The organism is Halobellus limi, from assembly GCF_004799685.1.
GTDB classification, from domain to species: domain Archaea; phylum Halobacteriota; class Halobacteria; order Halobacteriales; family Haloferacaceae; genus Haloquadratum; species Haloquadratum limi.
The window spans coordinates 2,881,721-2,905,388 of sequence record NZ_CP031311.1 but is presented as its reverse complement, the minus strand read 5'-3'; the positions used below and the strand labels follow the sequence as shown (position 1 = coordinate 2,905,388).

Below are 23,668 nucleotides of genomic sequence, written 5' to 3'. Positions count from 1 at the left end.
CGCTCCGCTACCGCTCCGTCGCTGCCCCCGCAGGACTCCTCGACACGCCGGGAGAACGCCTTTGTCGCCCGCGGAACTACGTTCGGTATGCCCACCGATGCGTTCGATCCCGAGCGGACCGCCGTCGTCGTCGTCGATATGCAGAACGGCTTCTGCCACCCCGACGGGAGCCTCCACGCGCCGGCCAGCGAGGCCGTGATCGACGACGTGACCGACCTGGTCCAGGAGGCCCGCGACGCCGGCGCGCGGGTCGTCTACACCCGCGACGTGCACCCGCCCGAACAGTTCGAGGGCGCGCACTACTACGACGAGTTCGACCGCTGGGGCGAACACGTCGTCGAGGGGAGTTGGGAGGCGGAACTCGTCGGCGAACTCGACGTCCGCGAGTCCGACCACGTCGTCGAGAAACACACCTACGACGCCTTCTACGAGACCGAACTCGACGGCTGGCTGTCTGCCCGCGGCGTCGACGACCTCCTCGTCTGCGGGACGCTCGCGAACGTCTGCGTCCTCCACACCGCGGGGAGCGCCGGACTGCGGGACTACCGGCCGGTGCTCGTCGAGGACGCCATCGGCGCGATAGAGGACGAGCACAAGGAGTACGCCCTCGAACACGCCGACTGGCTCTTCGGCGAGGTGACGACGCGCGCGGAGGTCGTGTTCGAGTAGGCCCCCGGCGCAGACACTCGGCAGTCTTCGACCCGGTCGTCGCCCTCAGCCCAGACGGATCGGGTCGTCGCTCTCGCGGATGGACACCTCGACTCGCTCGCCGACCTCGAACGCCCGGTCCGGACAGACGAGCTTCGCGCCGATGGTCGGACCGAGGCCGACGAAGAGGGAGAGCCCGGTGATTCGGTCGCCGTTCGCGACGACGTCGATGTCGCGCCAGGCGACGTCTCGTCCGTCGGCGTCGCCGACGTGCCGACCGAGGAACGAGACCGGACCGCGATCGGCCACGGCGGCGCTCGGATCGCCGCCCAACGCCCCTCCGGCCGCGTAGTGGGCCAGTCCGCCGTCGAGGACGACCCGCGTTGCGGCGTCGTCGTTCGCCGGAGACGGATCTCCCGTCGTCGCGTCCGCCGCCCGGGAAACGGTCCCGGCGATGCCGGCGAACCGCTCGCCCGGATCCGGATGCGTCGGACTGTCGAGGAGCGCGTAGGTGTCTCCGACCTCGACGACGGTTCCGGTTCCGTCCCACGACACGGGTCCGACGTCGACGTCGGCAGCGACCGGCAGCGACCCGCCCGCGCGGTGGAGGTTCTGCTCGGCCCGCCGGAACCCCACGTGGACGTGGTTCGCGACCCAGGGCGCGAAGAACCCCGAACGGATCATCGGACCGAGCGGGTCGCCGACGGCGACCTCATCGCCCGGTTCGACCTCCGGTCGGACGTGGAGGACCCGCGCCACGAGCCCCTCCGCGTCGGTCTCCTCGACGCTGATTCCGCTCCGCTCGCAGTCGACGTCGACGAGGACGAGATACTCCTCGTCGGCCGCGTACGGCTTCCCCGGCGCACGCACGGTGCGGGTCTCCCGCACGACGCCGGCGACCGGCGAGCGTCCGACGTCGTCCTGAGGATACAGGTCGATAGCGGACCCGGCGTCGTGCGCGGGGTACGGCGAGTTATACAGCGAGAAGCGACCGTACGCTCGGAGCGTCGACGCCGGTACGTGGACGGCGGCGTCGGCTGTCACTCACGACCACTCTTCATACCCCCTCGGAGGACCGAGAGCGCTTAGGTTCGTCGGCCCAATCTTCTGGCGACGTGCTCGAAGAGATCACACCTGACGCGGCCGACGTCCGAGTCGTTCGCGGCCGGGCACCCACGCTCGACGTCGACCGGACCGGAACCGACGCGATGCTCGCTTCGACGGCCGACACCGGCGTTCCGGCGGTCCGCGTGTGGACCCCGCACCGCCACGTGGCCTTCGGACGCCGCGACGCGCGGACCGCCGGATACGAGCGAGCGAGAGCGGCGGCCGAGTCCCGCGGCTACCCGGCCGTCGAACGGAGCGTCGGCGGACGTGCCGTCGCATACGCGGGCACGACGGTCGCGTTCGCCGTCGCGGTCCCGATCGAAGACGACCGGCGCGGGCTCGAATCCCGGTACGACGCCGCGACGACGGCCGTCGTGCGAGCGCTGCGGTCGCTCGGCGTCCCCGCGCGTCGCGGCGAACCGGAGGCGTCGTTCTGTCCGGGCGATCACTCCGTGCAGGCCCGCGGGAAGATCTCGGGCATCGCCCAGCGGATCCGCCGCGAGACGGCGCTCGTCGCGGGCGTCGTCGTGGTCGACGCCCACGACGAACTCGCGTCGGTCCTCGATCCCGTCTACGAGGCGCTCGACGTGCCGTTCGACCCCGATTCGGTCGGCAGCGTCGCCCGGAGCGGCGGTCGATCGGACCCCGACGTCGCGGTCGACGCGCTCTGTGACTCCTTCTGCGGCGACCGCAGCCGTCGGTCGGTCTCTCTCTCCTCGGTGCTCGACGAGTACGGCGGCGCACCCGGGTGAGGCCGATCGCACGGTACCGTCGCCCCCGAACCGTCGCGCTTAGGTCGACCGCGCGAGAGGCCGGAGTATGTCGACGCTCTTTCGCGACGCGCGGCTCGCCGACGGCCGAACCTGCGACGTCCGGGTCGAGGCCGGAACCATCACCGACGTCGGCGACGCGAACGACGACGCCGACCGCGTCGTCGACGCCGACGAACGGCTGCTCCTTCCCGGTGCGATCGACGCGCACGTCCACTTTCGCGAGCCGGGACACTCCCAGAAGGAAACGTGGCGCACCGGTTCACGGAGCGCGGCGGCCGGCGGCGTGACGACGGTCGTCGACCAGCCGAACACGACGCCGCCGACGGTCACCGGCGACGCGTTCGACGAGAAGCTATCGCTCGCCGCCGACTCGCACGTCGACTACGGCGTCAACGGCGGCGTCACGCCCGACTGGGACCCCGACTCGCTGTTCGACCGGCCGCTGTTCGCCCTCGGCGAGGTGTTCCTCGCCGACTCGACGGGCGATATGGGGATCGACGCCGACCTCTTCGCCGAGGCCGTCGAGCGCGCGGCCGAGGCGGACGTCGTCGTCACCGTCCACGCCGAGGACGCCGACCTGTTCGACGAGACCGCACGCGAGCGCGACGCCGGCGGGGTCGGCCGCGACGCCGACGCCGACGTCTGGAGCCAGTACCGGAGCGCGGAAGCGGAGGCGGCGGCCGTCGAACGCGCCGTCGAGGTCGGCGCCGCGACCGACGCCTCGATCCACATCGCGCACACGAGCACGCCCGAGGGCGTCGACGCCGCCGTCGCCGGCGGGGCGACCTGCGAGGTGACGCCGCACCACCTGTTTCTCTCCCGCGAGGACGCGACCGAACTCGGCACGTACGGGCGGATGAACCCCCCGCTCCGGAGCGAGGAGCGCCGCGCGGCGCTGTGGCAGCGGCTCGTCGACGGCGACGTCGACATCGTCGCGACGGATCACGCCCCGCACACCGTCGAAGAGAAGGAGAACGGGCTGTGGGACGCCCCGAGCGGCGTTCCCGGCGTCGAGACGATGCTGCCGCTGCTCTTAGAGCGAGCGCGCCGAGGTGATATCGCGTACGAACGCGTCCGCGACGTCACGGCGACGAACGTCGCGGAGCTGTTCGACCTCCCCGAGAAGGGTCGCATCGCCGAGGGCTACGACGCGGACCTGGTGCTCGTCGATCCCGAAGACGAACGGGAAATCCGCGGCGACGACCTCCACTCGAAGTGCGGGTGGACGCCGTTCGAGGGGATGACCGGCGTCTTCCCGTCGCTGACGCTGGTCGGCGGTGAAGTCGTCTACGACGGCGAGGAGATCGTGGGCGAGCCGAGCGGAGCGAACGTTCGTCGGTAGGCGCCGTCGAGAGCGGCGGCTCTCTCGTCTGAGGCCGCTTGCGAACAGCCGGCACCTGCGGTGGCGGCGGGTCGGTATCGACCGCCCGTCGCCCTCGGCTCCCGCGCCGACGTGCCGGACAACCGCTGCCCGGCGCGGGGTGAGCGTTACGTCACGATGACCGTGGTCCCGTCATCGGATATAAACGCTCGTCCCCGTCGCGGTCCCCCGCGGGAGATCAGGAAGCCACGAACCCGGTCAGAGCCGCCGGTCCGCAAGCGCGGGAAACGACTCGCGCGTCTCGCGGACCTCGTCGAGACCGACGTTCGCGTGTGCGCTTCCCGCCTCGGTTCCGGCGTTCGCCCGCTCGATTCCCCACGGATCGACGACGACGCTCTCGCCGCCGAGTTCGACCCCGCGGATCGATCCGGTGAGGTTGGCGGCGAGTAGGAACGCCTGGTTCTCGACGGCCCGCGTTCGGGCGAACAGATGCCAGTGATCGATTCGCTCGCGGGGCCACGCGGAGGTGACGAGCAGCATCTCGACGCCGCTATCGACGAGCGAGCGGTAGAGTTCCGGGAACCGGAGGTCGTAGCAGGTCGTCAGCCCGATCGTTCCGAGTTCGGTCTCGACGGCGCAGGGGCGTTCCCCGGGCGTGAGCAGGTCAGACTCCTCGGAGTCGTAGCCGAACAGGTGGATCTTCCGGTAGGTGTCCAGGAGCGTCCCGTCGGGACCGAACAGGACGGAGGTGTTGTAGAGGTCACCTTCGTTCCCCCCGCCGTCCTCGTCGCGCTCGACGAGACTGCCGCCGTGGAGGTGAACGGACAGTTCGTCCGCGAGCGCGGCGAGGCGGTCGGTTGTCGGCCCCGGAACGGACTCCGCGGCCTCGCGGTAGGCGTCGAATGCGAAGTAGCCGACCGGCCACATCTCCGGGAGGACGACCAGGTCGGCACCGTCGGCGGCGGCCGCGCGGATCCGCGACTCCGCCCGTTCGCCGTTGGCTTCTGGATCGGCACCCGCCGGGAGTTGGACGACAGCGACGTTCATCGCCCTCACTCCTCGTCTCTGGCCCAGTCGAGCGAGCGCTCGACGGCCTCCTGCCAGCGGCCGTACCGCTCCTCGACGTCGTCGGCGCGATCCGGCTCGAACTCGCGGTCGACGTGCCAGTTCTCGCGGAGTCCCTCCAGCGACTCCCAGTAGTCGACCGCGAGACCGGCCGCGTAGGCCGCGCCGAGGGCGGTCGTCTCGTCGACCTCCGGTCGGACGATCTCCGTGCCGACGACGTCCGCCTGCAGCTGACAGAGGAAGTTGTTCTTCACCGCGCCGCCGTCGACGCGCAGGTCCGTGAGTTCGATCCCGCTGTCCTCGGTCATGGCCTCGGCGACGTCCCGCGTCTGGTAGGCGATCGACTCCAGCGTCGCCCGGACGACGTGTTCGCGCCGCGTCCCGCGGGTCATCCCGACGATCGTCCCCCGGGCGCGCTGGTCCCAGTGCGGCGCGCCGAGCCCGGTGAACGCGGGCACGACGTAGACGCCGTCCGTGGAGTCGACCGATCGCGCGAGCGCCTCGCTCTCGGCGGGGTCGTCGATGAGCGTCAGGTCCTCCAGCCACTCGATCGCCGCGCCGGTGATGAAGATCGACCCCTCCAGGGCGTACTGCGCCGGCTCGCCCGAGCGCTGGAACCCGACGGTCGTGAGCAGGCCGTTCTCGGAGGTGACGGCCTCCTCGCCCGTGTTCATCAGCATAAACGACCCCGTCCCGTAGGTGTTCTTCGCGTCGCCGGCGTCGAAGCAGGTCTGGCCGAACAGCGCCGCCTGCTGGTCGCCGAGCGCGCCCGCCACGGGGACTTCGGCCCCGAGGAACCCATCGGGATCGGTCGTTCCGTAGCGCTCGTCGTCCGAGGAGGGACGAACCTCGGGCAGCATCGCCCGCGGCACGTCGAACTCCGCGAGCAGGTCGTCGTCCCATGCCAGCTCGTGGATGTCGAACAGCATCGTCCGCGAGGCGTTGGTGACGTCGGTGACGTGCTCGCCGGTCAGCTTGTAGATCAGCCAGGAGTCGACCGTCCCGAAGCAGAGCTCGCCCTCTTCGGCGCGGTCCCGGACGTCCTCGGGACGCATCCGCTGGAGCTTGATCGGGTCCGCGTTCTCCAGGAGCCACTCGGCCTTCGTCGCGGCGAAGTACGCGTCCGGTTCCAGGCCGGTCGTCTCCCTGATCCACGCGTCTTTCCCCTCCCGTTCGAGCGCCTCGATTCGGTCGGTCGTCCGCCGGTCCTGCCAGACGATGGCGTTGTACACCGGCGTCCCCGACTCCCGGTCCCAGACGACCGTCGTCTCGCGCTGGTTCGTGATGCCGATCGCCGCCAGCTGCGACGCGTCGATGCCGGCGTCGTCGAGCGCGCGTCGGATGACGGCCGTGGTGTTGTCCCAGATCTCCTCGGGGTCGTGTTCGACCCACCCGGGCTCGGGGTAGATCTGCTCGTGCGTCTCGTAGGCGTTCGCGACGGGCTGGCCGCCGTGATCGAAGACGATGAACCGCGTTCCGGTCGTTCCCTGGTCGATCGCGCCGACGTAGGTGCGTTCTTTCATTCTCGTGTGTCTCCGTTTGTTCGGACGTCCGCTCGGTTCGCTGCCGATGCCGCCGGCGTTCGTCGAGCAGCGGTGTCGACTCGACGGCCGGACTGCGAGTTGTCGGTACAGTTCGGACGCGTGGGGTGCTAAAACCCAACGTTGTCGGTCGGATCCCGACGTCCGGCCGATCGCTCGGTCCGCTCGTGCGTCACCTGTGCTGTCCGGCGAAAGCTATCTACCTCCGGCGACTGCAGGTGGGTGTATGTCCGACCCGTTTGTCGTCGTCGGCGGTGACGCCGCCGGACTCTCCGCGGCGAGCAAGTGCCGACGCACCGACCCCGAGCGCGACGTCGTCGTCTTCGAGAAGGGCGAGTGGATCTCCTACGCCCACTGCGGGACGCCGTACTTCGTGAAAGGCGAGGTCGACCGGCTCGAAGACCTCCTCTCGCTCTCGCCGGAGGCGGCCGAAGAGCGCGGCATCGACCTCCGGCGCGGCCACGAGGTCGTCGCGGTCGACACCGACGCGGAGACGGTCACCGTCGACGCCGGCGGAACGACGTTCGAGCAGCCCTACGGCGACCTGCTGGTCGCGACGGGGGCACGCGCCGTCTCCGATCCGATCGAGGGCGCGACGCTCGACGGCGTCTTCACCCTCCACGGGCTCGATCACGCGGCGGCGATCCGGGCGTACCTGACGCCGCCCGACGAGTTCGACGTGGCCGCTCTCGGCGGAGGCGACGCCCTGAACGAACCCGAGGTGGAACGGTACGGCGGGATGACGTCGCCGGAAACGGTCGCGGTCGTCGGCGCGGGCTACGTCGGCGTCGAGATGGCCGAGGCGTTCGACGCCTGGGACCTCGACGTCCACCTGTTCCAGCGCTCCGAACGCCCGGTTCCGGGGTTCGGCGAGGCCGTCGGCGACGCGGTCACTGAACACCTCCGCGAGTCGGGCGTCACGCTCCACCTCGGCGAGGAGGTCGTCCGACTCGACGGCGAGGCGGGGCACGTCGACCGCGTCGTCTGCGAGAGTGGCTCCGAACTCGCGGTCGACGCCGCGCTCGTCGGGATCGGCATCCGGCCGAACACGGAACTCCTCGACGACACGCCGGTCGAACTCGGCGCGTCGGGAGCGGTCGCCACCGACGCTCACGGTCGGACCTCCGTCGACGGCGTCTACGCCGCGGGCGACGTCGCGGAGATGCCGCATACGGTCACCGGCACGGCGACGTGGGACCCGCTCGGCCTCCCCGCGAACCGCGCCGGCCGGGCCATCGGCGCGACGGTCGGCGGCGACCCCACGCCGGTCGGCAGCGTCGCGGGCACGGCGATGGTGAAGGCGTTCGACCTCGAGTGCGGTCGGACGGGACTTCTGGACCACGACCGCGCCCGCGAGGCCGGGTTCGACCCCGTCTCCGAGACGATCACGGCCGGCTCGCGGTCGGGCTACTACCCCGGCGCGGCCGAGACGACCGTCACGCTCACCGCCGACCGCGACACCGGCCGACTCCTCGGCGGGAGTATCGTCGGCGCCGACCGCGCCGCGATCCGCATCGACACGCTCGCGACGGCGCTCGGCGGCGAGATGACCGTCGCCGAACTCGAACGCCAGGACCTGGGCTACGCGCCGCCGTTCAGCCCCGTCTGGGATCCCGTCCTCGTCGCCGCGAAGGTGCTGAACGGGTCGCTGGAGTGACACGGACTCTTATCGTTTCTTCTCGATGATCGCCCTGCGGGTCTGTGATCGTCGGCAACCAGGTACGCAGTCCGTATGATATACAGCGCCCGTTTTCGATACCGTTCGTTTCGCTTTTCAGTGTCGAGATGGGGAGTCGCACGGTATGCCGAGCCTCTACAGGCAGACGAAGTCCGAGATCGCACCGCTCGACCTCCGGTTCTCCCGGGAGGAACTCGAAGCGCGGATCGACCGCCTCACGGCGTTCATCGGAGAGCGGGTCGACGCGGCCGACGCCGACGGCGCACTCGTCGCGCTCTCCGGTGGGATCGACAGCACGGCAACCGCGCATCTCGCCGTCGAGGCGCTCGGGGCCGACTCGGTCCACGGCGTTCTCCTTCCGAAGCAGGTCAACCAAGAGGAGAACGTGAGCGACGCCGAGCGCGTCGCCCGGGAACTCGGAATCACGTACGACGTGATCCACATCGATGGTATCGTCGACGAGATCCTCGAGGCCTACACCGCGGGGGTCGACGACGAGTCCGAGGGTCGCTGGGAGGATCGCTACGTGGGCAACACCAGCGCCCGCGTCCGGATGACCCTCAACTACCTCGTCGCCAACTACGAGAACGAGCTCGTCCTCGGGACCGGCAACCGCTCTGAACTCGCCACGGGGTACGTGACCAAGTACGGCGACGGCGGTGTCGACTGTAACCCCCTCGGGAACCTCTACAAGCAGCAGGTGCGCCAGGTCGCCGCTCACCTGGGCGTCGACGAGGAACTCGTCCAGAAGACGCCGACCGGCGGAATGGTCGACTACGACACCGACGAGGAGGAGTTCGGCGTCGACTACGATACGCTCGATGCGATTCTCGCGCTCCACGTCGACGGCGGCGTCCCCGCGTCGACGACGGCCCGCCTGGCCGACGCCTCGATCGAGGACGTCGAGCACGTCGTGGAGATGCACGAGGAGAGCGAGCACAAGCGAACGCCGCCGGGAAGTCCCGAGCCGCTTCAGTAGTCGGCGGCGGACGCGGTCCACGGCTCGCTGGCCCGCGGCTCCGCCGCTCGCCAGTCGAGCCGTTCACGTCGTTCGCATCTCGCACCGCTCGTGGATTCTCACGGGCGGGGAGGGACTTGAACCACGGTCGCTCTCCTCGTTCCACTCGCGCCGCTCCCTGGTTCAAGTCTCCCGGGTACCAGCGCCGCTCTTCACTTCGTTCAGAGACGGCTCACGGGCCGGGAGGGACTTGAACCCCCGACCGTCTGGTTAAAAGCCAGACGCTCTGCCGAACTGAGCTACCGGCCCGCACTGTGGCGTAACTGGTCGGCCGTGATAAGCGTTTACTCTCGGCGTCCGACGACAGCGGCGGAGAAGAAGATATATCCGCCGCGCACCACTGCCCGAACGTATTCGCGTGTCGGGGGATCCAACGGAGACGGGCGACGGTTCAGACAGGAGCGCCTGCCAAGGTGACGGCCAGCCACGGGAGCGCTCCGAGCGATGAGTGACCGCGCGGATCCTCCGGCCGTCCTCGTCTTCGACGACGAACCGCTCGCGTCGTCGCTCCGGGAGTTCTTCGCCGACGAACCGACGACGGTCCAGGTCGCCACCGCGGCGACGGCCGACGAGTACGAACGGGCGGTGAAACGCCGTCCGATCGACTGCGTCGTCGCCCGGCGGCTGCCACCGCTCGATGGTAGTACGGCCCCCGACTCGGCCGACGGAGCGGTCGCCTTCGACCCGGAATCGACCCCGAGAACCGACGACGACCCGGAGGGGTCACAGACCGTCGCCGCCGGGGAGCCGGGCGGCCTGACCGTGCCGCTGGTGCTGTACCCGGCGACCCCGACGGACGAACTGGCGCGTCGGTCGACCGACTCGGAGGCGATCAGATACGTCCCGGAGTCGATCGACACCGGGGAGCGAACCCTGCTCGTCGACGCCGTCCGGGAGGCCATCGGACACCGTGCGCGAGAACGGGAGCTCAGAGCCCACGCGGCCGAGCGCGACCTCCTCGTTCAGATGTCCTCACTCGCGAACGTCGGCGGGTGGGAACTCGACGCCGACACCGAGTCGCTCGTCTGGACCGCGGAGACGCGTCGCCTCCACGGGGTCTCGGAGTCCTTCGAGCCGACGGTCGAGAACGCGATCGGGTTCTACCACCCCGACGACAGAGACGCGGTTCGCGAGGACGTCGAGTCCGCCCTGCGGGGGGAGTCGTTCGACTCGACGTACCGGCTGTTCCGGGCCGACGGCGACGTTCGCTGGGTCCGCTCGAAGGGCGTCCCGATCGTCGAGGACGGATCGATCGTCGGCGTCCGCGGCTCGTTTCAGGACGTCACCGAGGCGAAGCGACGCGAGGACGACATCCGTCGGTTCAAACGGGCCGTCGAGGCCGCCGGTCACGCGATCTTCATCACCGAGCGGAACGGGACGATCGAGTTCGTCAACCCGGCGTTCGAGACGATCACCGGCTACGACGCCGAGGAGGCCATCGGCCGCGACCCGTCGATCCTGAAGTCCGGGAAGATGGGCCAGGAGTACTACCGGAACCTCTGGAGCACGATCCTCTCGGGCAAGGTGTGGTCCGAACCGATCGTCAACCAGCGGAAATCGGGCGAACACTACCACGCCTCCGAGACCATCGCACCGATCACGGCCGACGACGGCACGGTCCGGGGCTTCGTCGCGATCCAGACCGACATCACCGAGCAGGTCCACGCCCGCGAGCGGCTCGAAACGTTCCGGGAGATCGTCAACCGCCTCGAAGACCCGATCATGTTGCAGGACCGCGACGGCCGCTTCGAGGTCGTCAACGACGCCGTCGCCGAGTACGCCGGCCTGTCCAAGTCCGAACTGATCGGCGGCGACGAGTTCGACTTCATGGACGACTCCGCGGCGCGGACGATCCAGGAGAAGAAAGCGCGCGTCCTCGAAGCGGAGCGGTCGGTCACCTACGAACTCACCCCGACGTTCCCGACGAAGGGAGAGCGCTCGTTCGTCACGACCCGCTACCCGCACTACGACGAGGACGGCGACGTCGACGGGACGGTCGCGATCTGCCGGGACGTCACAGAGCAGGCCGAGCGCGAACACCAACTCCGCGTCCTCGATCGGATCCTGCGGCACAACCTCTACAACAAGATGAACCTGATCCTCGGGCACGCCGAACTCCTCGAAACCCGGACGACCGGCGACGAGAAACGCTCGGTCCGGCAGATCAGAGAGACCGGGAACGAGCTCGTCGAACTCGCCGACAAGGAGCGCCGGATCGTCGATCTGCTCACCGACGAATCCGCCCCGCGTCGGACCGACGTCCGAGAACTCCTCGACGACGCCGTCGCCGAGATCCGTGCGTCACACCCCGAGGCCTCGATCACCGTGGACTCTCCGAAGTCGGTCGCGGTCAGCGCGATCCCGGAGGTTCGAGAGGCGCTCGCCGAACTCCTGCGCAACGCCGTCGTTCACGCCGGGGACCGGCCCACGGTCTCCGTGACAGTCGCGCGAACGGACGACACCGTCGCCGTCACCGTCGCCGACGACGGTCCCGGGATCCCCGAGATGGAGCGGGAGGCCGCCGGCAGCGCGACGGACATCACGCCGCTGTTCCACGGGTCGGGGCTCGGTCTGCAGTTCGTCAGCCACGTGGCGCGGCGCTCGGGCGGGTCGCTGCGTTTCGAGTCTTCCGAAAGCGCGTCCGGCGACGGCGGCTCGGTCGTCGTTTTGGACCTCCCCGCCGCGGACGCCGCTACTCCGGAGTGACAGACTCCTCGGCGAAGTACGAATCGAGCGCTTCGGCGACCAGTTCGCCGGGGTCTCGGTTCTCGATCGAGGCGCGCCGGCGGAGTTCCCGGTAGACGTCGAGGGGGAGCGACAGCTCGATCCGCCCGAGTTCGATCCCGCGCGCCCTGAGCGCCTCGGCGGTGCTCGTCTGCCCGTCGACCTCGCTCGCGATCCGACGAACCTGCCGGACCGTAAGGTCGGCGTCGACGACCGCCCACGCGAGGTCGAAGCGGTCGACGCCGGAGACGCGGGCGATGTGCTTCGCGGCCGTGGGGGCGATGTCGCCGCGGGCGACGTGCCGCCGGATCGCCTGCGGGAGGTCGTGGACGCGGGCCCACTTGCGGACGAACGAGACGGAGACGTCGCCGCCGGCGCGTTCGACCGCCTCCTTGTAGGAGCCGACGCCCCTGACGAGCGCCGCGCAGGCGGCCGCACCGCGGAGCATGTACACGTTGTCCGCGGCGCCGACGGTGTTCTCCGAGAAGGCGCGGACCGTCTCGGCGGCCTCGGCGACGCTCTCGGGGTCGTCGGGGTCGAACCCGACGGCCTCCTTGGCCCGCTCGCCCGTGACGGCGGGGTCGGCGCGGACGACGGGCTCACCGACGGGCTCTTCGCGGTCTGCGGGGAGCCGCCCCGCCCGGTCGCCGGGGTCGTCGGTCATCTTCGAGTCCACCTAACGAGGGCGCGATTAAAAGCCTCTCCCCCGCGAACGCCGGTAGCTGCTGCTCTCGGTGTCACTCCTCGCGGCTGTCCGAGAGGTGCTCCCAGATCTCCGTGCAGCCGGCCCCGTCCGCCAGGTCGTCGAGGTGGCCGTACTCCTCGGCTTCGGGATCGTCGGTCGGTTCGGCCTCGTCGTCGGTCTCGCGGTCCATCGTCAGCGTCATCGTCCCTCCGTGGCCGCGTGTTCGCCCGCCGGCGTCGTCTCGTCGGTTCTGTCGCGTCCCAGTGCGCCGTACAGTTCCGGGGCGACGTCGGCGGAGGCGTGTTGCCGCCGCTCGTCCCCGTCGTCGGCGATCGAGTCGATGTCGCACGTCCGAACGGAATCGGTCATCGAACTCCCCTAGGAATCCTCCCCGCATAAGGGCGCCTTACGGAGTAAATCGGACCACTACTCCCGGATAGCGGAAGTCCGTTCCGGATTCTATGACGCCTCTGAGCGGCATAAACCGACGCACTGCGTCGAGTTTCACTCGCTCGGTCCCGTCGGCGACAGCGTCGCCGTTTGTGACCGCCGTCAGAGACGGGGTCCTCGGGCGCGTAGGTGGGCGTATGACGACCCGACTTCGGATCCTCGACGACGGCGCGTGGCTCTCTGTCGACGATACACGGCGGGTGAGCGTGAGCGAACTCTGGCGGCTCGACGCGCCGGGATTCTGCGAGTGCGACCTCGCGGATATGGTCGTCGAGAACTTCCTGGAGACCGGCGTCGACGGGCGCACCGTCGAGGTCCGCGTCTACGGGCAGTGCATCGTCTGCGGCACGAAATCGACCACTGGCTGGATTCCCGTGGGCCGGGTCGTCGACGGAGAATTCGTCGATCTCGACCGCGAGGGCGTCCTCCGCGTGACCGACGACGAAGAACAGGCAACAAGTTCCGGTTAGCGGGAGCAGCGGGAAGGGTTGACGGCACGCGTTCCTCTTTGAAGGTGGGGGTATTGTACCCTACAACGATGCCATCGGACGTCGAAAACTGGAAGTCGGAGGTCTACGGGAACGAGATACGCGAACACCTCTTCAGGTTCGCCGAGGAGGGCTTCGACACCATCCCGGACGACGAGCGGGACGCGTGGTTCGAGCGCTTCAAGTGGTGGGGGCTGTACCACCAGCGGAACGGGCAGGAGGGCTACTTCATGATGCGGATCGGGACGCCGAACGGCGTGCTCGAACCCGGCCAACTGCGCGTCGTCGGCGAGATCGCCGACGAGTACGCGCGCGGCCCGGGAACGAACCCGATCTTCGGCGACGCCTACGCCGACTACACCACCCGGCAGGCGATCCAACTGCACTGGATCGAACTCTCTGACGTGCCGGACGTCTTCGAGAAGCTCGAGTCGAACGGGCTGTCGACCCAGCAGGCGTGTGGCGACTCCTGGCGGAACATCGTCGGCAACCCCGTCGCCGGCAAGGACGGACAGGAGGTCATCGACGCCTGGCCGGTCATCCGCGACCTCAACGAGACGTTCAAGGGCGACGAGGACCACTCGAACCTCCCGCGGAAGTGGAAGGTCTCCGTCACCGGCTCGGCCGACGGATCCGGCCAGGGCGACATCAACGACCTCGCCTTCGAGCCGGCGTACAAGGAGATCGACGGCGAGGACGTCGTCGGCTTCAACGTCCGCGTCGGCGGCGGCCTCGCCCGCAACGAGCCGCGGTTCGCCCGCGACATCGACGTCTGGGTCTCGCCGGAGCGCGTCTCGGACGTCGCCGGCGGCCTCTCGGCGCTCTTCCGCGACAACGGCGACCGCGAGGACCGCTACAACGCCCGGATCAAGTTCCTCGTCGACGAGTGGGGCGCCGAGGAGGTCCGCGAGACGCTCCAGGAGGAGTACGTCGACTTCGAGTTACATACCGCCGGCCGCGACGTCCGCGAGGAGTACACCTACAACACCGGCGAGGGCGAGCGCAACGACCTCGTCGGCGTCCACGAACAGAAGGACGGAAAGAACTTCGTCGGCCTGAACGTCCTCGTCGGTCGGATGGGCGCCGAGGACGTCCTCGAACTCGCCGACCTCGCCGAGGAGTACGGCTCCGGCGAGGTCCGACTCTCCCAGCGACAGAACGTCATCGTCACCGACGTGCCCGACTCGGAACTCGACGACTTCCTCGCCGAGGACCTCCTCGAACACTACTCGCCCGAGCCGTCGCCGTTCATGCGCGGCTCGATCGCCTGTACGGGCACGGAGTTCTGTTCGCTCTCGATCGTCGAGACCAAGAATCGACAAGTGCGCTTCGCGCGCTGGTTGAAGGAGAACGTCGACCTCCCCGAAGACGTCGAGGAGTTCCACATCCACCTCTCGGGCTGTACCGCCTCCTGTGCCCAGCCGCAGATCGCCGACGTGAGCCTCCGCGGGATGAAGACGCGGAAGGACGGCGAGGCGGTCGAGGCGCTCGACGTCGGTCTCGGCGGCGGGCTCGGCGACGAGCCGCAGTTCGCCCGCTGGGTCACCCAGCGCGTCCCCGTCGACGAGGTGCCCGGCGCGCTCGCGAACCTCATCGACTCGTTCGCCGACGAGCGCGAGGAGGGCGAGTCCTTCCGCGCGTTCGTCGACCGCCACGACGACGACGAGCTCGACGAGCTCGTCGAGCCCGAGGAGACGAGCTACGAGGATCCGATGATGCACAACACGAAGATGACGTGGTACCCCTACGCCGAGGACGACTCGATGGACGCGAAGCCGCCGGCCCCCGCGGACGACTGAGCGTCGCCGACGCTCGCCGACGCTCGCGGCGGTACAGACTTCCCGCTCGCTCTCCTGATCTCATCTATGCCCAACCGACTGCTCAAGGTCAACGCCTACACCACGCTCGACCTCGTCGACGCCGCCGCGCGCGGCCACGACTTCGAGGACGAGGCGGTCGCCGTCCTGAACGTCACGTCGCCCCGCGAGAACCCCGACCACGTGAAGTTCCAGCTCGAACTCGACAACAGTCATCTGGAGTCGGTGCCGCCTCACGCCGACGAGGTGACGCTCTCGGCCGAGGAGGCCCGGACCGTCGCGGACGCGCTGAACTCCCACGCCGCCAAGGTCGAGGCGGCCGAGGCCGACGGCGACGACGCCGAGTGAGCCGAGTTCCGGACCGCGGCCGGCGCATCGGTTTCTGGCTCCGGCCGACCACCGACTGCGGCTCCGACCGACCACCGGATTCGACTCTCGCGGCTCAAAGCCCCCAGATCGCGGTGATCCCGACGGTCGCGACGACGGCCAAGAGCAACTGCAGCGGCCCGCCGACCCGGAGGAAGTCGGCGAACTCGTAGCCGCCCGGGCCGTACACCATCAGGTTCGTCTGGTAGCCGATCGGCGTCGCGAACGACGTCGCGGAGGCGAACATCGCCGCCAGGAGGAACGCGAACTCGTTCGCGCCGAGGCGGGCGGCCCCGTCGACGGCGACCGGGATCGCGAGGACGATCGTCGCGACCGGCGTGATGACGCTCGCCAGCGCCCCGACGGCGACGTAGAGGACGAACAGGACGCCAACGATCGGCAGGACTCCCCCGAGGGCGACCAGCAGGTCGGCCAGGAGCGCCGCGCCGCCGGTCGCGTTCAGCGCGAGGCCGAGCGGGATGACGCCGGCGAGCAGGAAGACGACGTTCCAGGAGACGGCGTCGTAGGCGTCGGCGGTGGTGAGACAGCCCGTCACGACCATCGCGACGACGCCGGCGAGCGCGGCGATCACGATGGGGAGCAGATCCAGCGCCGCGACGGCGACGACGGCGAGGAGGATCCCGATCGCCAGCGGCGTCTTCGGCGAGATCGGCGGCAGCCCCGTCCCGGCGTCGTCGCCGGCTTCGACGCCGCCGGTCGCCACCCCGCCCGCGACGGTCGGACTGCTGTCGCCCGTCGTCGACGCGTCCTCGGCGACCCGATCCTCGAAGGCACGTTCGTCGGCGACGACGAGCTCGCCGCTGTCGCGGAAGTAGCGCGCCGACGCCGGAGTCGTCCGGACGAGGAGCAGGTCGCCGGGCTGGAGCGTCCGCTCTCGGAGGTCCGTCCGGAGCAGATCGCCGCCCCGCCGGATCGCCAGGACGGTCGTCCGGTGGTACTCGTCCATCCCGGTCTCGGCGACGGTCTCGCCCACGTACCGGGAGCGTTCCGGGACGACCGCTCGCGCCAGCGTCCCGCCCGTTGCGGCCGTCTCGAAGGTGTCGGCGGTGACCGGTTCCCGGACGAGGTGGCTCACGTCGGCGGCCTCGCGGAACCGGTTGACGGCCTGCAGCGAGCCGTGGACGACGAGAACGTCCCCCGACTCGATCGGGACGTCCGCGTGCGGGCCGGCGATCCCCTCGCCGTCGCGCCGCAACTGGAGGATCCGGATCTCGTCGTGCTCGGCGTCGAAGGCGTCGAGGGTTTCTCCGACGGCGGGCGACTCCGACCGCACGCGGACGAACGCGAGGTGGTCCGAGAGGTCGAACTCCGAGACCCGGTCGCCGTCGACGGGGATCCGCGCGGGGGTGAGCCACCGGCCGACCGTCAGGAGGTACGCGCTCCCGACGAGGAGCAGCACGACCCCGAGACCGGTGAACTCGAACATCCCGATCCCGTCGCGGCCGTCGATGAGCAGGCGGGCGAAGTCGCTGGCGAGGATGTTCGTCGACGTCCCGACGAGCGTGAGCGTCCCCCCGAGAATCGCCGCGTACGAGAGCGGCAGCAGGAGCTTCGAGGGACTGGTGTTCGTGCGCTCGGCCAGGTCCGTGATCATCGGGATGAACACCGCGACGACGGGGGTGTTGTTGATCACGCCGGCGATCGGCCCCGTGGTGCCGACCGTCGCCAGCAGCGCTCGGAACTCGTCGCCGTCGGTGAACTCGGCGAGCAACACGCCCAACCGGCGGATGATCCCCGTTTCCTGGATCCCGGCGCTCAGCATGTACATCGCGATGATCGTGACGGTCGCGGGGTTGGCGAACCCGGAGATGGCGGCCCGAGGGCCGACCCCGGTCCAGGGCTCTAAGACGACGAGCGCGGCGATGATCGCGATCGCGGTGACGTCGTTCGGGACGACCTCGGTGACGAAGGCGACGAGCGCGAGGCCGACCAGCGCGAAGACGACCACCACGCCGGAGACCTCGAAGAGCGGCATACCCGAGGGAAGTCGGTCGGCGCCCCGATATACGTTTCGAGGGTCCGAATCGGATTCGTGCGAACAGCCAGCACGCGACGACGGCGGACCGTCCTCGTCACCGTCGATTCCCCGCGCCGGCGTGCTGGACAACCGCGGCCCGGCGGGGGGCGACCGTCAGATCACACCGCGACTGGCCGCCCGTTGGTATATAAACCCACGGCGGCGACGGGGGCTGTGACCTCGGCGTCTCCCTCGACGGTCTCTTCGCAGTGCGAACAGCCGGTCCCGGCCACCGTGATCGGGCGTGTCGGAGCCATCGGGTCGTCGTCGGTGCGAGTCCGTCACCCACTCCGATTTCTAATTCATCGAAATATATCCCGAAAACTTTCGAAACGAAAGCCACGCGGGCAACCTACTTATCCTTCCGCCGTCAAGGGGACGTATGTCGACGCTTGACGAGACCGACGTCCGGATCCTCGAACTCCTGGTCGAGAACGGCCGGCGCTCCTACAGCGACATCGCCGAGGTGGTCGACCTCTCGCCGCCGGCGGTCTCCGATCGGATCGAGAGACTGCGGGAGTCCGGCGTCATCCGCCGGTTCACCGTCGACGTCGACCGCTCGCAGCTCCGGGCGGGCGTCCCGGTCCTCGTGACGCTCGAACTTCCCGCCGACGCCGTCGACGAGGTTCGCGACGACGTCGTCGCCGCGGACCCCGTCGAGCACGTCTTCGTCACGGCCGAGGGCGACGTTGTCTTCCACGCGCGGGTCCGCGCCGACGCCGTCCGCGAGCAGCTCGACCAGCTGGTCGACCTCTCCCGGGTCGACGACTACGAGGTGGCCGTCGTCGGCGACGTCGAGTGGTCGCCGGCCCTCGGCGGCGCGGAGTTCGCGCTGTCGTGTGCGGAGTGCGGCAACACCGTCACCAGCGAGGGCCGCAGCGAGCGCATCGGCGGCGAGCGCTACCACTTCTGCTGTCCGTCGTGTCTCGCGCAGTTCCGCGAGCGCTACGAGCAGTTCGAGGCCGACGCGACCTGATCGGACGCGACGACGGTGACTTTGGATTCGAAATTTTGGACCCCGATCGAATGCGGATTCAAAAGGGACAATCGGGGTAAGAGGGGAACCCGTACTAGTAGACACGTATGAGTACGCGAACCCTCCACCTCGACGTCAGGGGGATGTCCTGTGCCAACTGCTCGGGGACGGTGCAGGACGCCCTCGACTCTCTCGACGGAGTCGAATCGGCGTCGGTCAACTTCGCGACCGACGAAGCGAGCGTGAGCTACGATCCCGACCGGGTGTCGCTCGCGGAGATCTACGACGCGATCGAGCGGTCCGGCTACGACCCCGTCTCGGAGACGGTCTCGATCGCGATCACCGACATGTCCTGTGCGAACTGCGCGGAGGCGAACCGGGAGTCGCTGGAGTCGACCCCGGGGGTGATCCGCGCGGACGTGAACTTCGCGACCGACGAGGCGCAGGTCGAGTACGTTCCGGGCGAGGTATCGATCGAGGAACTGTACGACGCGGTCGAGTCCGCGGGGTACACGCCGGTCCGAGAGACCGGTGGCGACGACGCGGACGGCGGTGCGGCCGGCCAGGGAGGCGGCGGTGAAGACGCCCGCGACGTCGCTCGAAAGGCCGAGATCACGAGACAGAAGCGCCTGACGCTCTTCGGGGCCGCGCTCTCGACGCCGCTCCTGGCGATGCTCGCGCTCCACCTGTTCGCGCCCGGGACGGTTCCCGAGACGATCCCCGGGACCGGCGTGCCGTTCGGGTGGGTCGCGTTCGCGCTCGCGACGCCCGTCCAGGTCGTCCTCGGCCGGGAGTTCTACGAGAACAGCTACACGGCGCTGGTGCGGAACCGGACGGCCAACATGGACGTGCTGATCGCGCTCGGTTCCACCACGGCGTACCTGTACTCGGTGATCGCGCTCGTGGGGATCCTGCCGAACGCGGGGCTGTACTTCGACACCGCCGCGCTCATCCTGGTGTTCATCACGCTCGGCAACTACCTCGAAGCGCGCTCGAAGGGGCAGGCCTCCGACGCCCTCCGGTCGCTCCTGGAGATGGAGGCCGACACGGCCACGCTCGTCGACAGAGCCGGGTCGGAGACGCCGCGTGCGGACGGCGAGGAGCGTGAGGTCCCTCTCGACGAGGTCGAAGTGGGCGACCTGATGAAGGTCCGTCCCGGCGAGAAGATCCCGACCGACGGCGTCGTCGTCGACGGCGAGTCGGCGGTCGACGAGTCGATGGTGACCGGCGAGTCCGTGCCCGTCTCGAAGGAGGAGGGCGACGAGGTCGTCGGCTCGACGGTGAACCAGAACGGCGTGCTGATCGTCGAGGCGACGAAGGTCGGCGCCGACACCGCGATCCAGCAGATCGTCCAGACCGTCAAGGAAGCGCAGTCCCGTCAGCCCGAGATCCAGAACGTCGCCGACCGGATCTCGGCGTACTTCGTCCCCGCCGTGATCGTCAACGCGCTCGTCTGGGCGGTTCTGTGGGGGCTCTTCCCGGCGCAGCTGGCCGGGTTCGTCGAGGCGCTCCCGCTGTGGGGCGTCGTGGTCGGCGGCCCCGCGGCGGCCGGCGGGGCCGTCTCGACGCTGGAGTTCGCCGTGCTCGTGTTCGCCTCCGCCGTCCTGATCGCCTGTCCGTGCGCGCTCGGACTGGCGACGCCGGCGGCGACGATGGTCGGCACGTCGATCGGCGCGCAGAACGGCGTGCTGTTCAAGGGCGGCGACGTCCTCGAACGCGTCCGCGACGTCGACACCGTCGTCTTCGACAAGACCGGCACGCTGACGAAGGGCGAGATGTCGCTGACGGACGTCGTCGCGCTCGAACCGACGACGGACGGCGGATCGCTCGATCCTTCGACGGACGGCGACACGCCCGACCCCGCGCCCGACGGCGGCGCGCTCCGGGAAGTCGAAGAGGGCGAAGAGACGCCCGGTGACGCGGCCGGCGGCGAGGACGCCGAGACGACGGTCCTCCGCCTCGCGGCCGCCGTCGAGCAGAACAGCGAGCACCCGCTCGCACGGGCCATCGTCGAGGGCGCCGACGAGCGCGGCATCGACGTCCCCGACGCCGCGGACTTCGAGAACGTGCCCGGGCGCGGCGTCCGCGCGACCGTCGACGGGGACACGATCCTCGTGGGGAACCGTCGGCTCCTCGAAGACGCCGGCATCGACCCCTCGCCCGCGGAGGAGGCGATGCATCGGTTAGAAGAAGAGGGTAAGACGGCGATGCTCGTCGGTCGTCTCTCCGAACGGGGCTCCGAGACCGACCCGAGCGACGCCGCCGGCGAGGCAGGCGATGCGACCGACGAGACGTCTGCCGCCGGCGAGGTCCTCGGCGTCGTCGCCGACGCCGACACCATCAAGGAGACGTCGGCGGCGGCGGTCAGCGCGCTCCGCGAGCGCGGCGTCGACGTCCACATGATCACCGGCGACAACGAGCGGACCGCCCGCGCGGTCGCCGAACAGGTCGGTATCGATCCCGACAACGTCCGCGCGGAGGTGCTGCCGGACGGCAAGGCCGACGCGGTCGAGGCGATCCAGGACGAGGGGAGGAAAGCGATGATGGTCGGCGACGGCGTCAACGACGCGCCGGCGCTGGCGGCGGCGTTCGTCGGCACGGCGATCGGCTCCGGCACCGACGTCGCCATCGAGGCCGCCGACGTGACGCTGATGCGGGACGACCCGACGGACGTCGTGAAGGCGATCCGCGTCTCCGCGGGGACGCTCGCGAAGATCAAGCAGAACCTCTTCTGGGCGCTCGGGTACAACACCGCGATGATTCCGCTGGCGTCGCTCGGCCTGCTTCAGCCGATCCTCGCGGCGGGCGCGATGGCGCTGTCGTCGGTGTCAGTGCTGACGAACAGCCTGCTGTTCCGGCGGTACACGCCCGATCACGACTACCGCGTCCTGGGGTTCCTCCGCGGCGGACGCTGAACCGCCCCGGCCGGCGACGCGCTCTCGATTCGGCGACTTCGAGGCGGTCGGTCGATATTCTCGCACAACCGAACGGATTTGCCGCCGGAGTCCGAACCCGACTGCGATGACAAAAGTCAACGTCTCCCTCCCCGCGGAGGCGGAAGCGAACGTCCAGGCGTTCATCGACGAGGTAGACGAGCGGCTCTCCTCCTCGGAGGACACCTGTCGCGTCGTCACGGAGACGCTCGTCGACCTCCACGGGGACCGCGAGGCGTACGACCGCTGGCAGGCCGGCGAGGAGGTCTCACCGGCCGAGCGCGTTCGACTGCAAGGCTATGACCCCTGCAACGCGACCCTCGAATCGGAGTACTACGCCGAGAAGGACGAGGAGCGATTCCCCGAGTCGAAGTACCTCCAGTGGCTCTGGCGGCAGTTCGACGCGACGCCGATGGCCGACAACGTCGCGTTCGCGCTCCGGTTCCGGGGGATGCTCGCGAACCACCTCTTCGAGGAGTGCGGCGACGACTGCCGGTTCTTCAAGGGGATCACGTTCACCTACGGCCACAACATCTCCGTCGGCGACAACGTCGTGATCCACGACGACGTCCACCTCGACGACCGGGGGAGACTCACGATCGGCGACCGCGCGTCGATCTCGGACAACGCCCACCTCTACAGTCACGACCACGACGTCGTCGACCAGACCGCGGTGGAGAACTACCACACCATCGTCGGCGACGACGCCCGGGTGACCTACGACGCGATGGTCCGCGCGGGCTGTCGGATCGGCGAGAACGCCGTCGTCGGCGCGCGCTCCGTCGTGCAGGGTGACGTTCCGGACCACCACGTCGCTGCCGGCATCCCCGCGAAGAGCCTGAAGATCAAACCCGGCTGGGAGTCCGTCGCCGACCCTATCGAGGACCGGCTCGAAAACCGCCAGTCCGAGCGGCGGATCGACTACGAACTGCCCGAGGACCTCGAGACCTTCGACGAGTTCGGACGGGACCGAACGCCGCCGGCCGAGTGATCGGGCGAGTCCCGCTGCGGACCCGGTGCGGTCTTCGACGCCGTTCCAACGCGCCCGCTCCCGTGTTCGCGAGGGCGGAACTTTTGTACCCCGACCGCGATCACTAGAGCGATGGTATTCGGCGAGGAGGGCCGGGCGAGGGAGTCCACCGACGAGGAGCCGAACGGGGTCGAGGCCACGCAGCGCTCGATCAGGATACTCCGGAGCCTCAAGGAGGACGGGCCGGCGAACCTGACGGAGATAGCCGACCGTCTCGGGTACTCGAAGAGCACGGTCCACCGGCACCTCTCGACGCTGGCGGAGGCGGGCTACGTCGCCGAGGGCGACGACGGTTACCGGGTCGGACTCCTCTTTCTGGACTACGGCGTCCACGCCCAGAACGAACACAGACTCTACCGGATCGCGAAGCCGAAGGTCGACGACCTCGCCGACGAACTCGACGAGAAAGTGTGGATTATGGCCGAGGAGAACGGCTACGGGATATTCCTCTATCACAACGCCGGCAAGGAAACCGTCGAGACGTACACTCGGGACGGGTATCGGGCGCACCTCCACGCCTTCGCCGCCGGGAAGGCCGTCCTGGCGTTCATGGATGACGCGTCGATCGACCGCATTCTCGACCGGCGCGGGCTGCCGGCCGAGACGCCGGACACGATCACCGACCGCGAGGCGCTGTACGACGAGATCGAATCGATCCGCGAACGGGGCGTCGCGTTCAACCGCCAGGAGTCCGTTCGCGGGGTCAACGCCGTCGCCGCGCCCATCATAGATTCGAGAGACGAACCGATCGGCTCGCTCACGGTCGCCGGTCCGGCGAACCGGCTCAAGGGGACGTACCTGGAACACGAACTCCCCGAGATGCTGCTCGGCGTGGCCAACGAGATCGAAGTCAACCTCACTTACGACTGATACTGATCGCTCTCACTCGCTACCGCCGAGTGCCACCCCCGTCGACGGCGCTCGGCGGGAAGAGACGGGAGTACCCATTACGACGCCGTTCGAACGCTCAGCAACGAACGCCACGACCCGGGGGACTTCGGCGTTTCTGC

Annotated in this window: 20 protein-coding genes and 1 tRNA gene; 13 read left to right on the top strand and 8 right to left on the bottom strand. The window is 69.4% G+C overall.

What is annotated here, in order from left to right; all coding sequences use genetic code 11:
- The first annotated feature begins 87 nt into the window (after positions 1–87).
- Entirely contained in the window at positions 88–669 is a 582-nt protein-coding gene (locus DV707_RS14380; RefSeq protein WP_103993089.1) for a cysteine hydrolase family protein, read from the top strand.
- 45 nt (positions 670–714) lie between these two features.
- Here DV707_RS14380 and DV707_RS14375 read toward each other — a convergent pair whose 3' ends face one another.
- On the bottom strand, positions 715–1,692 hold the full coding sequence (locus DV707_RS14375) for a phosphatidylserine decarboxylase (RefSeq protein ID WP_103993090.1): 978 nt from the start codon (positions 1,690–1,692) through the stop codon (positions 715–717).
- A 164-nt stretch (positions 1,693–1,856) separates the two neighbouring features.
- Here DV707_RS14375 and DV707_RS14370 point away from each other — a divergent pair, with 164 nt between their 5' ends.
- Positions 1,857–2,507 carry a lipoate--protein ligase family protein gene (locus tag DV707_RS14370; protein ID WP_136361892.1) on the top strand — a complete coding sequence of 217 codons (651 nt, stop codon included), beginning with the start codon at positions 1,857–1,859 and terminating at the stop codon, positions 2,505–2,507.
- Between the two features lie 67 nt (positions 2,508–2,574).
- The gene (locus DV707_RS14365; protein WP_103993091.1) at positions 2,575–3,870 is read left to right on the top strand and encodes a dihydroorotase; all 1,296 of its coding nucleotides are present in this window, start codon (positions 2,575–2,577) and stop codon (positions 3,868–3,870) included.
- 237 nt (positions 3,871–4,107) lie between these two features.
- Here the strand turns inward: DV707_RS14365 and DV707_RS14360 are convergent, their stop codons facing one another.
- A complete protein-coding gene (locus tag DV707_RS14360) occupies positions 4,108–4,896 on the bottom strand; it encodes a carbon-nitrogen family hydrolase (RefSeq protein WP_103993092.1) in 789 nt (262 codons plus the stop codon).
- Between the two features lie 5 nt (positions 4,897–4,901).
- On the bottom strand, positions 4,902–6,437 hold the full coding sequence (gene glpK / locus DV707_RS14355; protein ID WP_103993093.1) for a glycerol kinase GlpK: 1,536 nt from the start codon (positions 6,435–6,437) through the stop codon (positions 4,902–4,904).
- A gap of 244 nt (positions 6,438–6,681) precedes the next feature.
- Between glpK and DV707_RS14350 the strand changes: the two genes are divergently transcribed.
- Both DV707_RS14350 and DV707_RS14345 read left to right on the top strand, forming a co-directional pair.
- Complete coding sequence (locus DV707_RS14350) at positions 6,682–8,112, top strand: FAD-dependent oxidoreductase (RefSeq protein ID WP_103993094.1); 1,431 nt, start codon at positions 6,682–6,684, stop codon at positions 8,110–8,112.
- A gap of 145 nt (positions 8,113–8,257) precedes the next feature.
- Positions 8,258–9,112, top strand: coding sequence for an NAD+ synthase (locus DV707_RS14345; protein ID WP_103993095.1), 855 nt, complete (start codon positions 8,258–8,260; stop codon positions 9,110–9,112).
- A gap of 214 nt (positions 9,113–9,326) precedes the next feature.
- Here DV707_RS14345 and DV707_RS14340 read toward each other — a convergent pair.
- Positions 9,327–9,400 (bottom strand) — tRNA-Lys (locus DV707_RS14340).
- Positions 9,401–9,595: 195 nt separating this feature from the next.
- On the opposite strand from DV707_RS14340, the gene DV707_RS14335 reads away from it, so the two are divergent.
- A complete protein-coding gene (locus DV707_RS14335) occupies positions 9,596–11,857 on the top strand; it encodes a sensor histidine kinase (protein WP_103993096.1) in 2,262 nt (753 codons plus the stop codon).
- Here DV707_RS14335 and DV707_RS14330 read toward each other — a convergent pair.
- The 3 genes from DV707_RS14330 to DV707_RS18485 all read right to left on the bottom strand — a co-directional run bounded on the left by DV707_RS14330 (position 11,844) and on the right by DV707_RS18485 (position 12,929).
- Positions 11,844–12,539: a DUF7119 family protein gene (locus tag DV707_RS14330; protein WP_103993174.1), complete on the bottom strand. Its 696-nt coding sequence runs from the start codon at positions 12,537–12,539 to the stop codon at positions 11,844–11,846. The genes DV707_RS14335 and DV707_RS14330 overlap by 14 nt on opposite strands.
- 73 nt (positions 12,540–12,612) lie before the next feature.
- Positions 12,613–12,762 carry a hypothetical protein gene (locus tag DV707_RS18650; protein ID WP_170216797.1) on the bottom strand — a complete coding sequence of 50 codons (150 nt, stop codon included), beginning with the start codon at positions 12,760–12,762 and terminating at the stop codon, positions 12,613–12,615.
- Complete coding sequence (locus DV707_RS18485) at positions 12,759–12,929, bottom strand: hypothetical protein (protein ID WP_160113977.1); 171 nt, start codon at positions 12,927–12,929, stop codon at positions 12,759–12,761. Before DV707_RS18485 ends, DV707_RS18650 begins: the two co-directional genes overlap by 4 nt.
- 218 nt (positions 12,930–13,147) lie before the next feature.
- Between DV707_RS18485 and DV707_RS14325 the strand changes: the two genes are divergently transcribed.
- The 3 genes from DV707_RS14325 (at position 13,148) to DV707_RS14315 (ending at position 15,663) form a co-directional block, all read left to right on the top strand.
- Positions 13,148–13,480: a hypothetical protein gene (locus DV707_RS14325; protein WP_103993097.1), complete on the top strand. Its 333-nt coding sequence runs from the start codon at positions 13,148–13,150 to the stop codon at positions 13,478–13,480.
- Between the two features lie 68 nt (positions 13,481–13,548).
- Positions 13,549–15,297: a nitrite/sulfite reductase gene (locus tag DV707_RS14320; protein WP_103993098.1), complete on the top strand. Its 1,749-nt coding sequence runs from the start codon at positions 13,549–13,551 to the stop codon at positions 15,295–15,297.
- Between the two features lie 66 nt (positions 15,298–15,363).
- Complete coding sequence (locus tag DV707_RS14315; RefSeq protein WP_103993099.1) at positions 15,364–15,663, top strand: DUF6360 family protein; 300 nt, start codon at positions 15,364–15,366, stop codon at positions 15,661–15,663.
- 94 nt (positions 15,664–15,757) lie between these two features.
- Here DV707_RS14315 and DV707_RS14310 read toward each other — a convergent pair whose 3' ends face one another.
- Entirely contained in the window at positions 15,758–17,677 is a 1,920-nt protein-coding gene (locus DV707_RS14310; RefSeq protein WP_103993100.1) for an SLC13 family permease, read from the bottom strand.
- A gap of 424 nt (positions 17,678–18,101) precedes the next feature.
- On the opposite strand from DV707_RS14310, the gene DV707_RS14305 reads away from it, so the two are divergent.
- The 4 genes from DV707_RS14305 (at position 18,102) to DV707_RS14290 (ending at position 23,528) form a co-directional block, all read left to right on the top strand.
- Complete coding sequence (locus DV707_RS14305; protein ID WP_103993101.1) at positions 18,102–18,695, top strand: AsnC family transcriptional regulator; 594 nt, start codon at positions 18,102–18,104, stop codon at positions 18,693–18,695.
- 107 nt (positions 18,696–18,802) lie between these two features.
- On the top strand, positions 18,803–21,610 hold the full coding sequence (locus DV707_RS14300) for a heavy metal translocating P-type ATPase (protein WP_103993102.1): 2,808 nt from the start codon (positions 18,803–18,805) through the stop codon (positions 21,608–21,610).
- A 106-nt stretch (positions 21,611–21,716) separates the two neighbouring features.
- Positions 21,717–22,619: an acyltransferase gene (locus DV707_RS14295; protein ID WP_103993103.1), complete on the top strand. Its 903-nt coding sequence runs from the start codon at positions 21,717–21,719 to the stop codon at positions 22,617–22,619.
- A gap of 111 nt (positions 22,620–22,730) precedes the next feature.
- Entirely contained in the window at positions 22,731–23,528 is a 798-nt protein-coding gene (locus tag DV707_RS14290; RefSeq protein WP_103993104.1) for an IclR family transcriptional regulator, read from the top strand.
- The last annotated feature ends 140 nt before the right edge of the window (positions 23,529–23,668 follow it).

What these genes read in the sequence shown, in the direction of transcription:
- DV707_RS14360 (WP_103993092.1), bottom strand. Translation starts at nt 4,896, where the DNA reads ATGAACGTCGCTGTCGTCCAACTCCCGGCGGGTGCCGATCCAGAAGCC.
- DV707_RS14300 (WP_103993102.1), top strand. Translation starts at nt 18,803, where the DNA reads ATGAGTACGCGAACCCTCCACCTCGACGTCAGGGGGATGTCCTGTGCC.
- DV707_RS14295 (WP_103993103.1), top strand. Translation starts at nt 21,717, where the DNA reads ATGACAAAAGTCAACGTCTCCCTCCCCGCGGAGGCGGAAGCGAACGTC.
- DV707_RS14290 (WP_103993104.1), top strand. Translation starts at nt 22,731, where the DNA reads ATGGTATTCGGCGAGGAGGGCCGGGCGAGGGAGTCCACCGACGAGGAG.
- DV707_RS14315 (WP_103993099.1), top strand. Translation starts at nt 15,364, where the DNA reads ATGCCCAACCGACTGCTCAAGGTCAACGCCTACACCACGCTCGACCTC.
- DV707_RS14365 (WP_103993091.1), top strand. Translation starts at nt 2,575, where the DNA reads ATGTCGACGCTCTTTCGCGACGCGCGGCTCGCCGACGGCCGAACCTGC.
- DV707_RS14370 (WP_136361892.1), top strand. Translation starts at nt 1,857, where the DNA reads ATGCTCGCTTCGACGGCCGACACCGGCGTTCCGGCGGTCCGCGTGTGG.
- DV707_RS14325 (WP_103993097.1), top strand. Translation starts at nt 13,148, where the DNA reads ATGACGACCCGACTTCGGATCCTCGACGACGGCGCGTGGCTCTCTGTC.
- glpK (WP_103993093.1), bottom strand. Translation starts at nt 6,437, where the DNA reads ATGAAAGAACGCACCTACGTCGGCGCGATCGACCAGGGAACGACCGGA.
- DV707_RS14330 (WP_103993174.1), bottom strand. Translation starts at nt 12,539, where the DNA reads ATGACCGACGACCCCGGCGACCGGGCGGGGCGGCTCCCCGCAGACCGC.
- DV707_RS14350 (WP_103993094.1), top strand. Translation starts at nt 6,682, where the DNA reads ATGTCCGACCCGTTTGTCGTCGTCGGCGGTGACGCCGCCGGACTCTCC.
- DV707_RS18485 (WP_160113977.1), bottom strand. Translation starts at nt 12,929, where the DNA reads ATGACCGATTCCGTTCGGACGTGCGACATCGACTCGATCGCCGACGAC.
- DV707_RS14345 (WP_103993095.1), top strand. Translation starts at nt 8,258, where the DNA reads ATGCCGAGCCTCTACAGGCAGACGAAGTCCGAGATCGCACCGCTCGAC.
- DV707_RS14305 (WP_103993101.1), top strand. Translation starts at nt 18,102, where the DNA reads ATGTCGACGCTTGACGAGACCGACGTCCGGATCCTCGAACTCCTGGTC.
- DV707_RS14310 (WP_103993100.1), bottom strand. Translation starts at nt 17,677, where the DNA reads ATGCCGCTCTTCGAGGTCTCCGGCGTGGTGGTCGTCTTCGCGCTGGTC.
- DV707_RS14380 (WP_103993089.1), top strand. Translation starts at nt 88, where the DNA reads ATGCCCACCGATGCGTTCGATCCCGAGCGGACCGCCGTCGTCGTCGTC.
- DV707_RS18650 (WP_170216797.1), bottom strand. Translation starts at nt 12,762, where the DNA reads ATGACGCTGACGATGGACCGCGAGACCGACGACGAGGCCGAACCGACC.
- DV707_RS14320 (WP_103993098.1), top strand. Translation starts at nt 13,549, where the DNA reads ATGCCATCGGACGTCGAAAACTGGAAGTCGGAGGTCTACGGGAACGAG.
- DV707_RS14335 (WP_103993096.1), top strand. Translation starts at nt 9,596, where the DNA reads ATGAGTGACCGCGCGGATCCTCCGGCCGTCCTCGTCTTCGACGACGAA.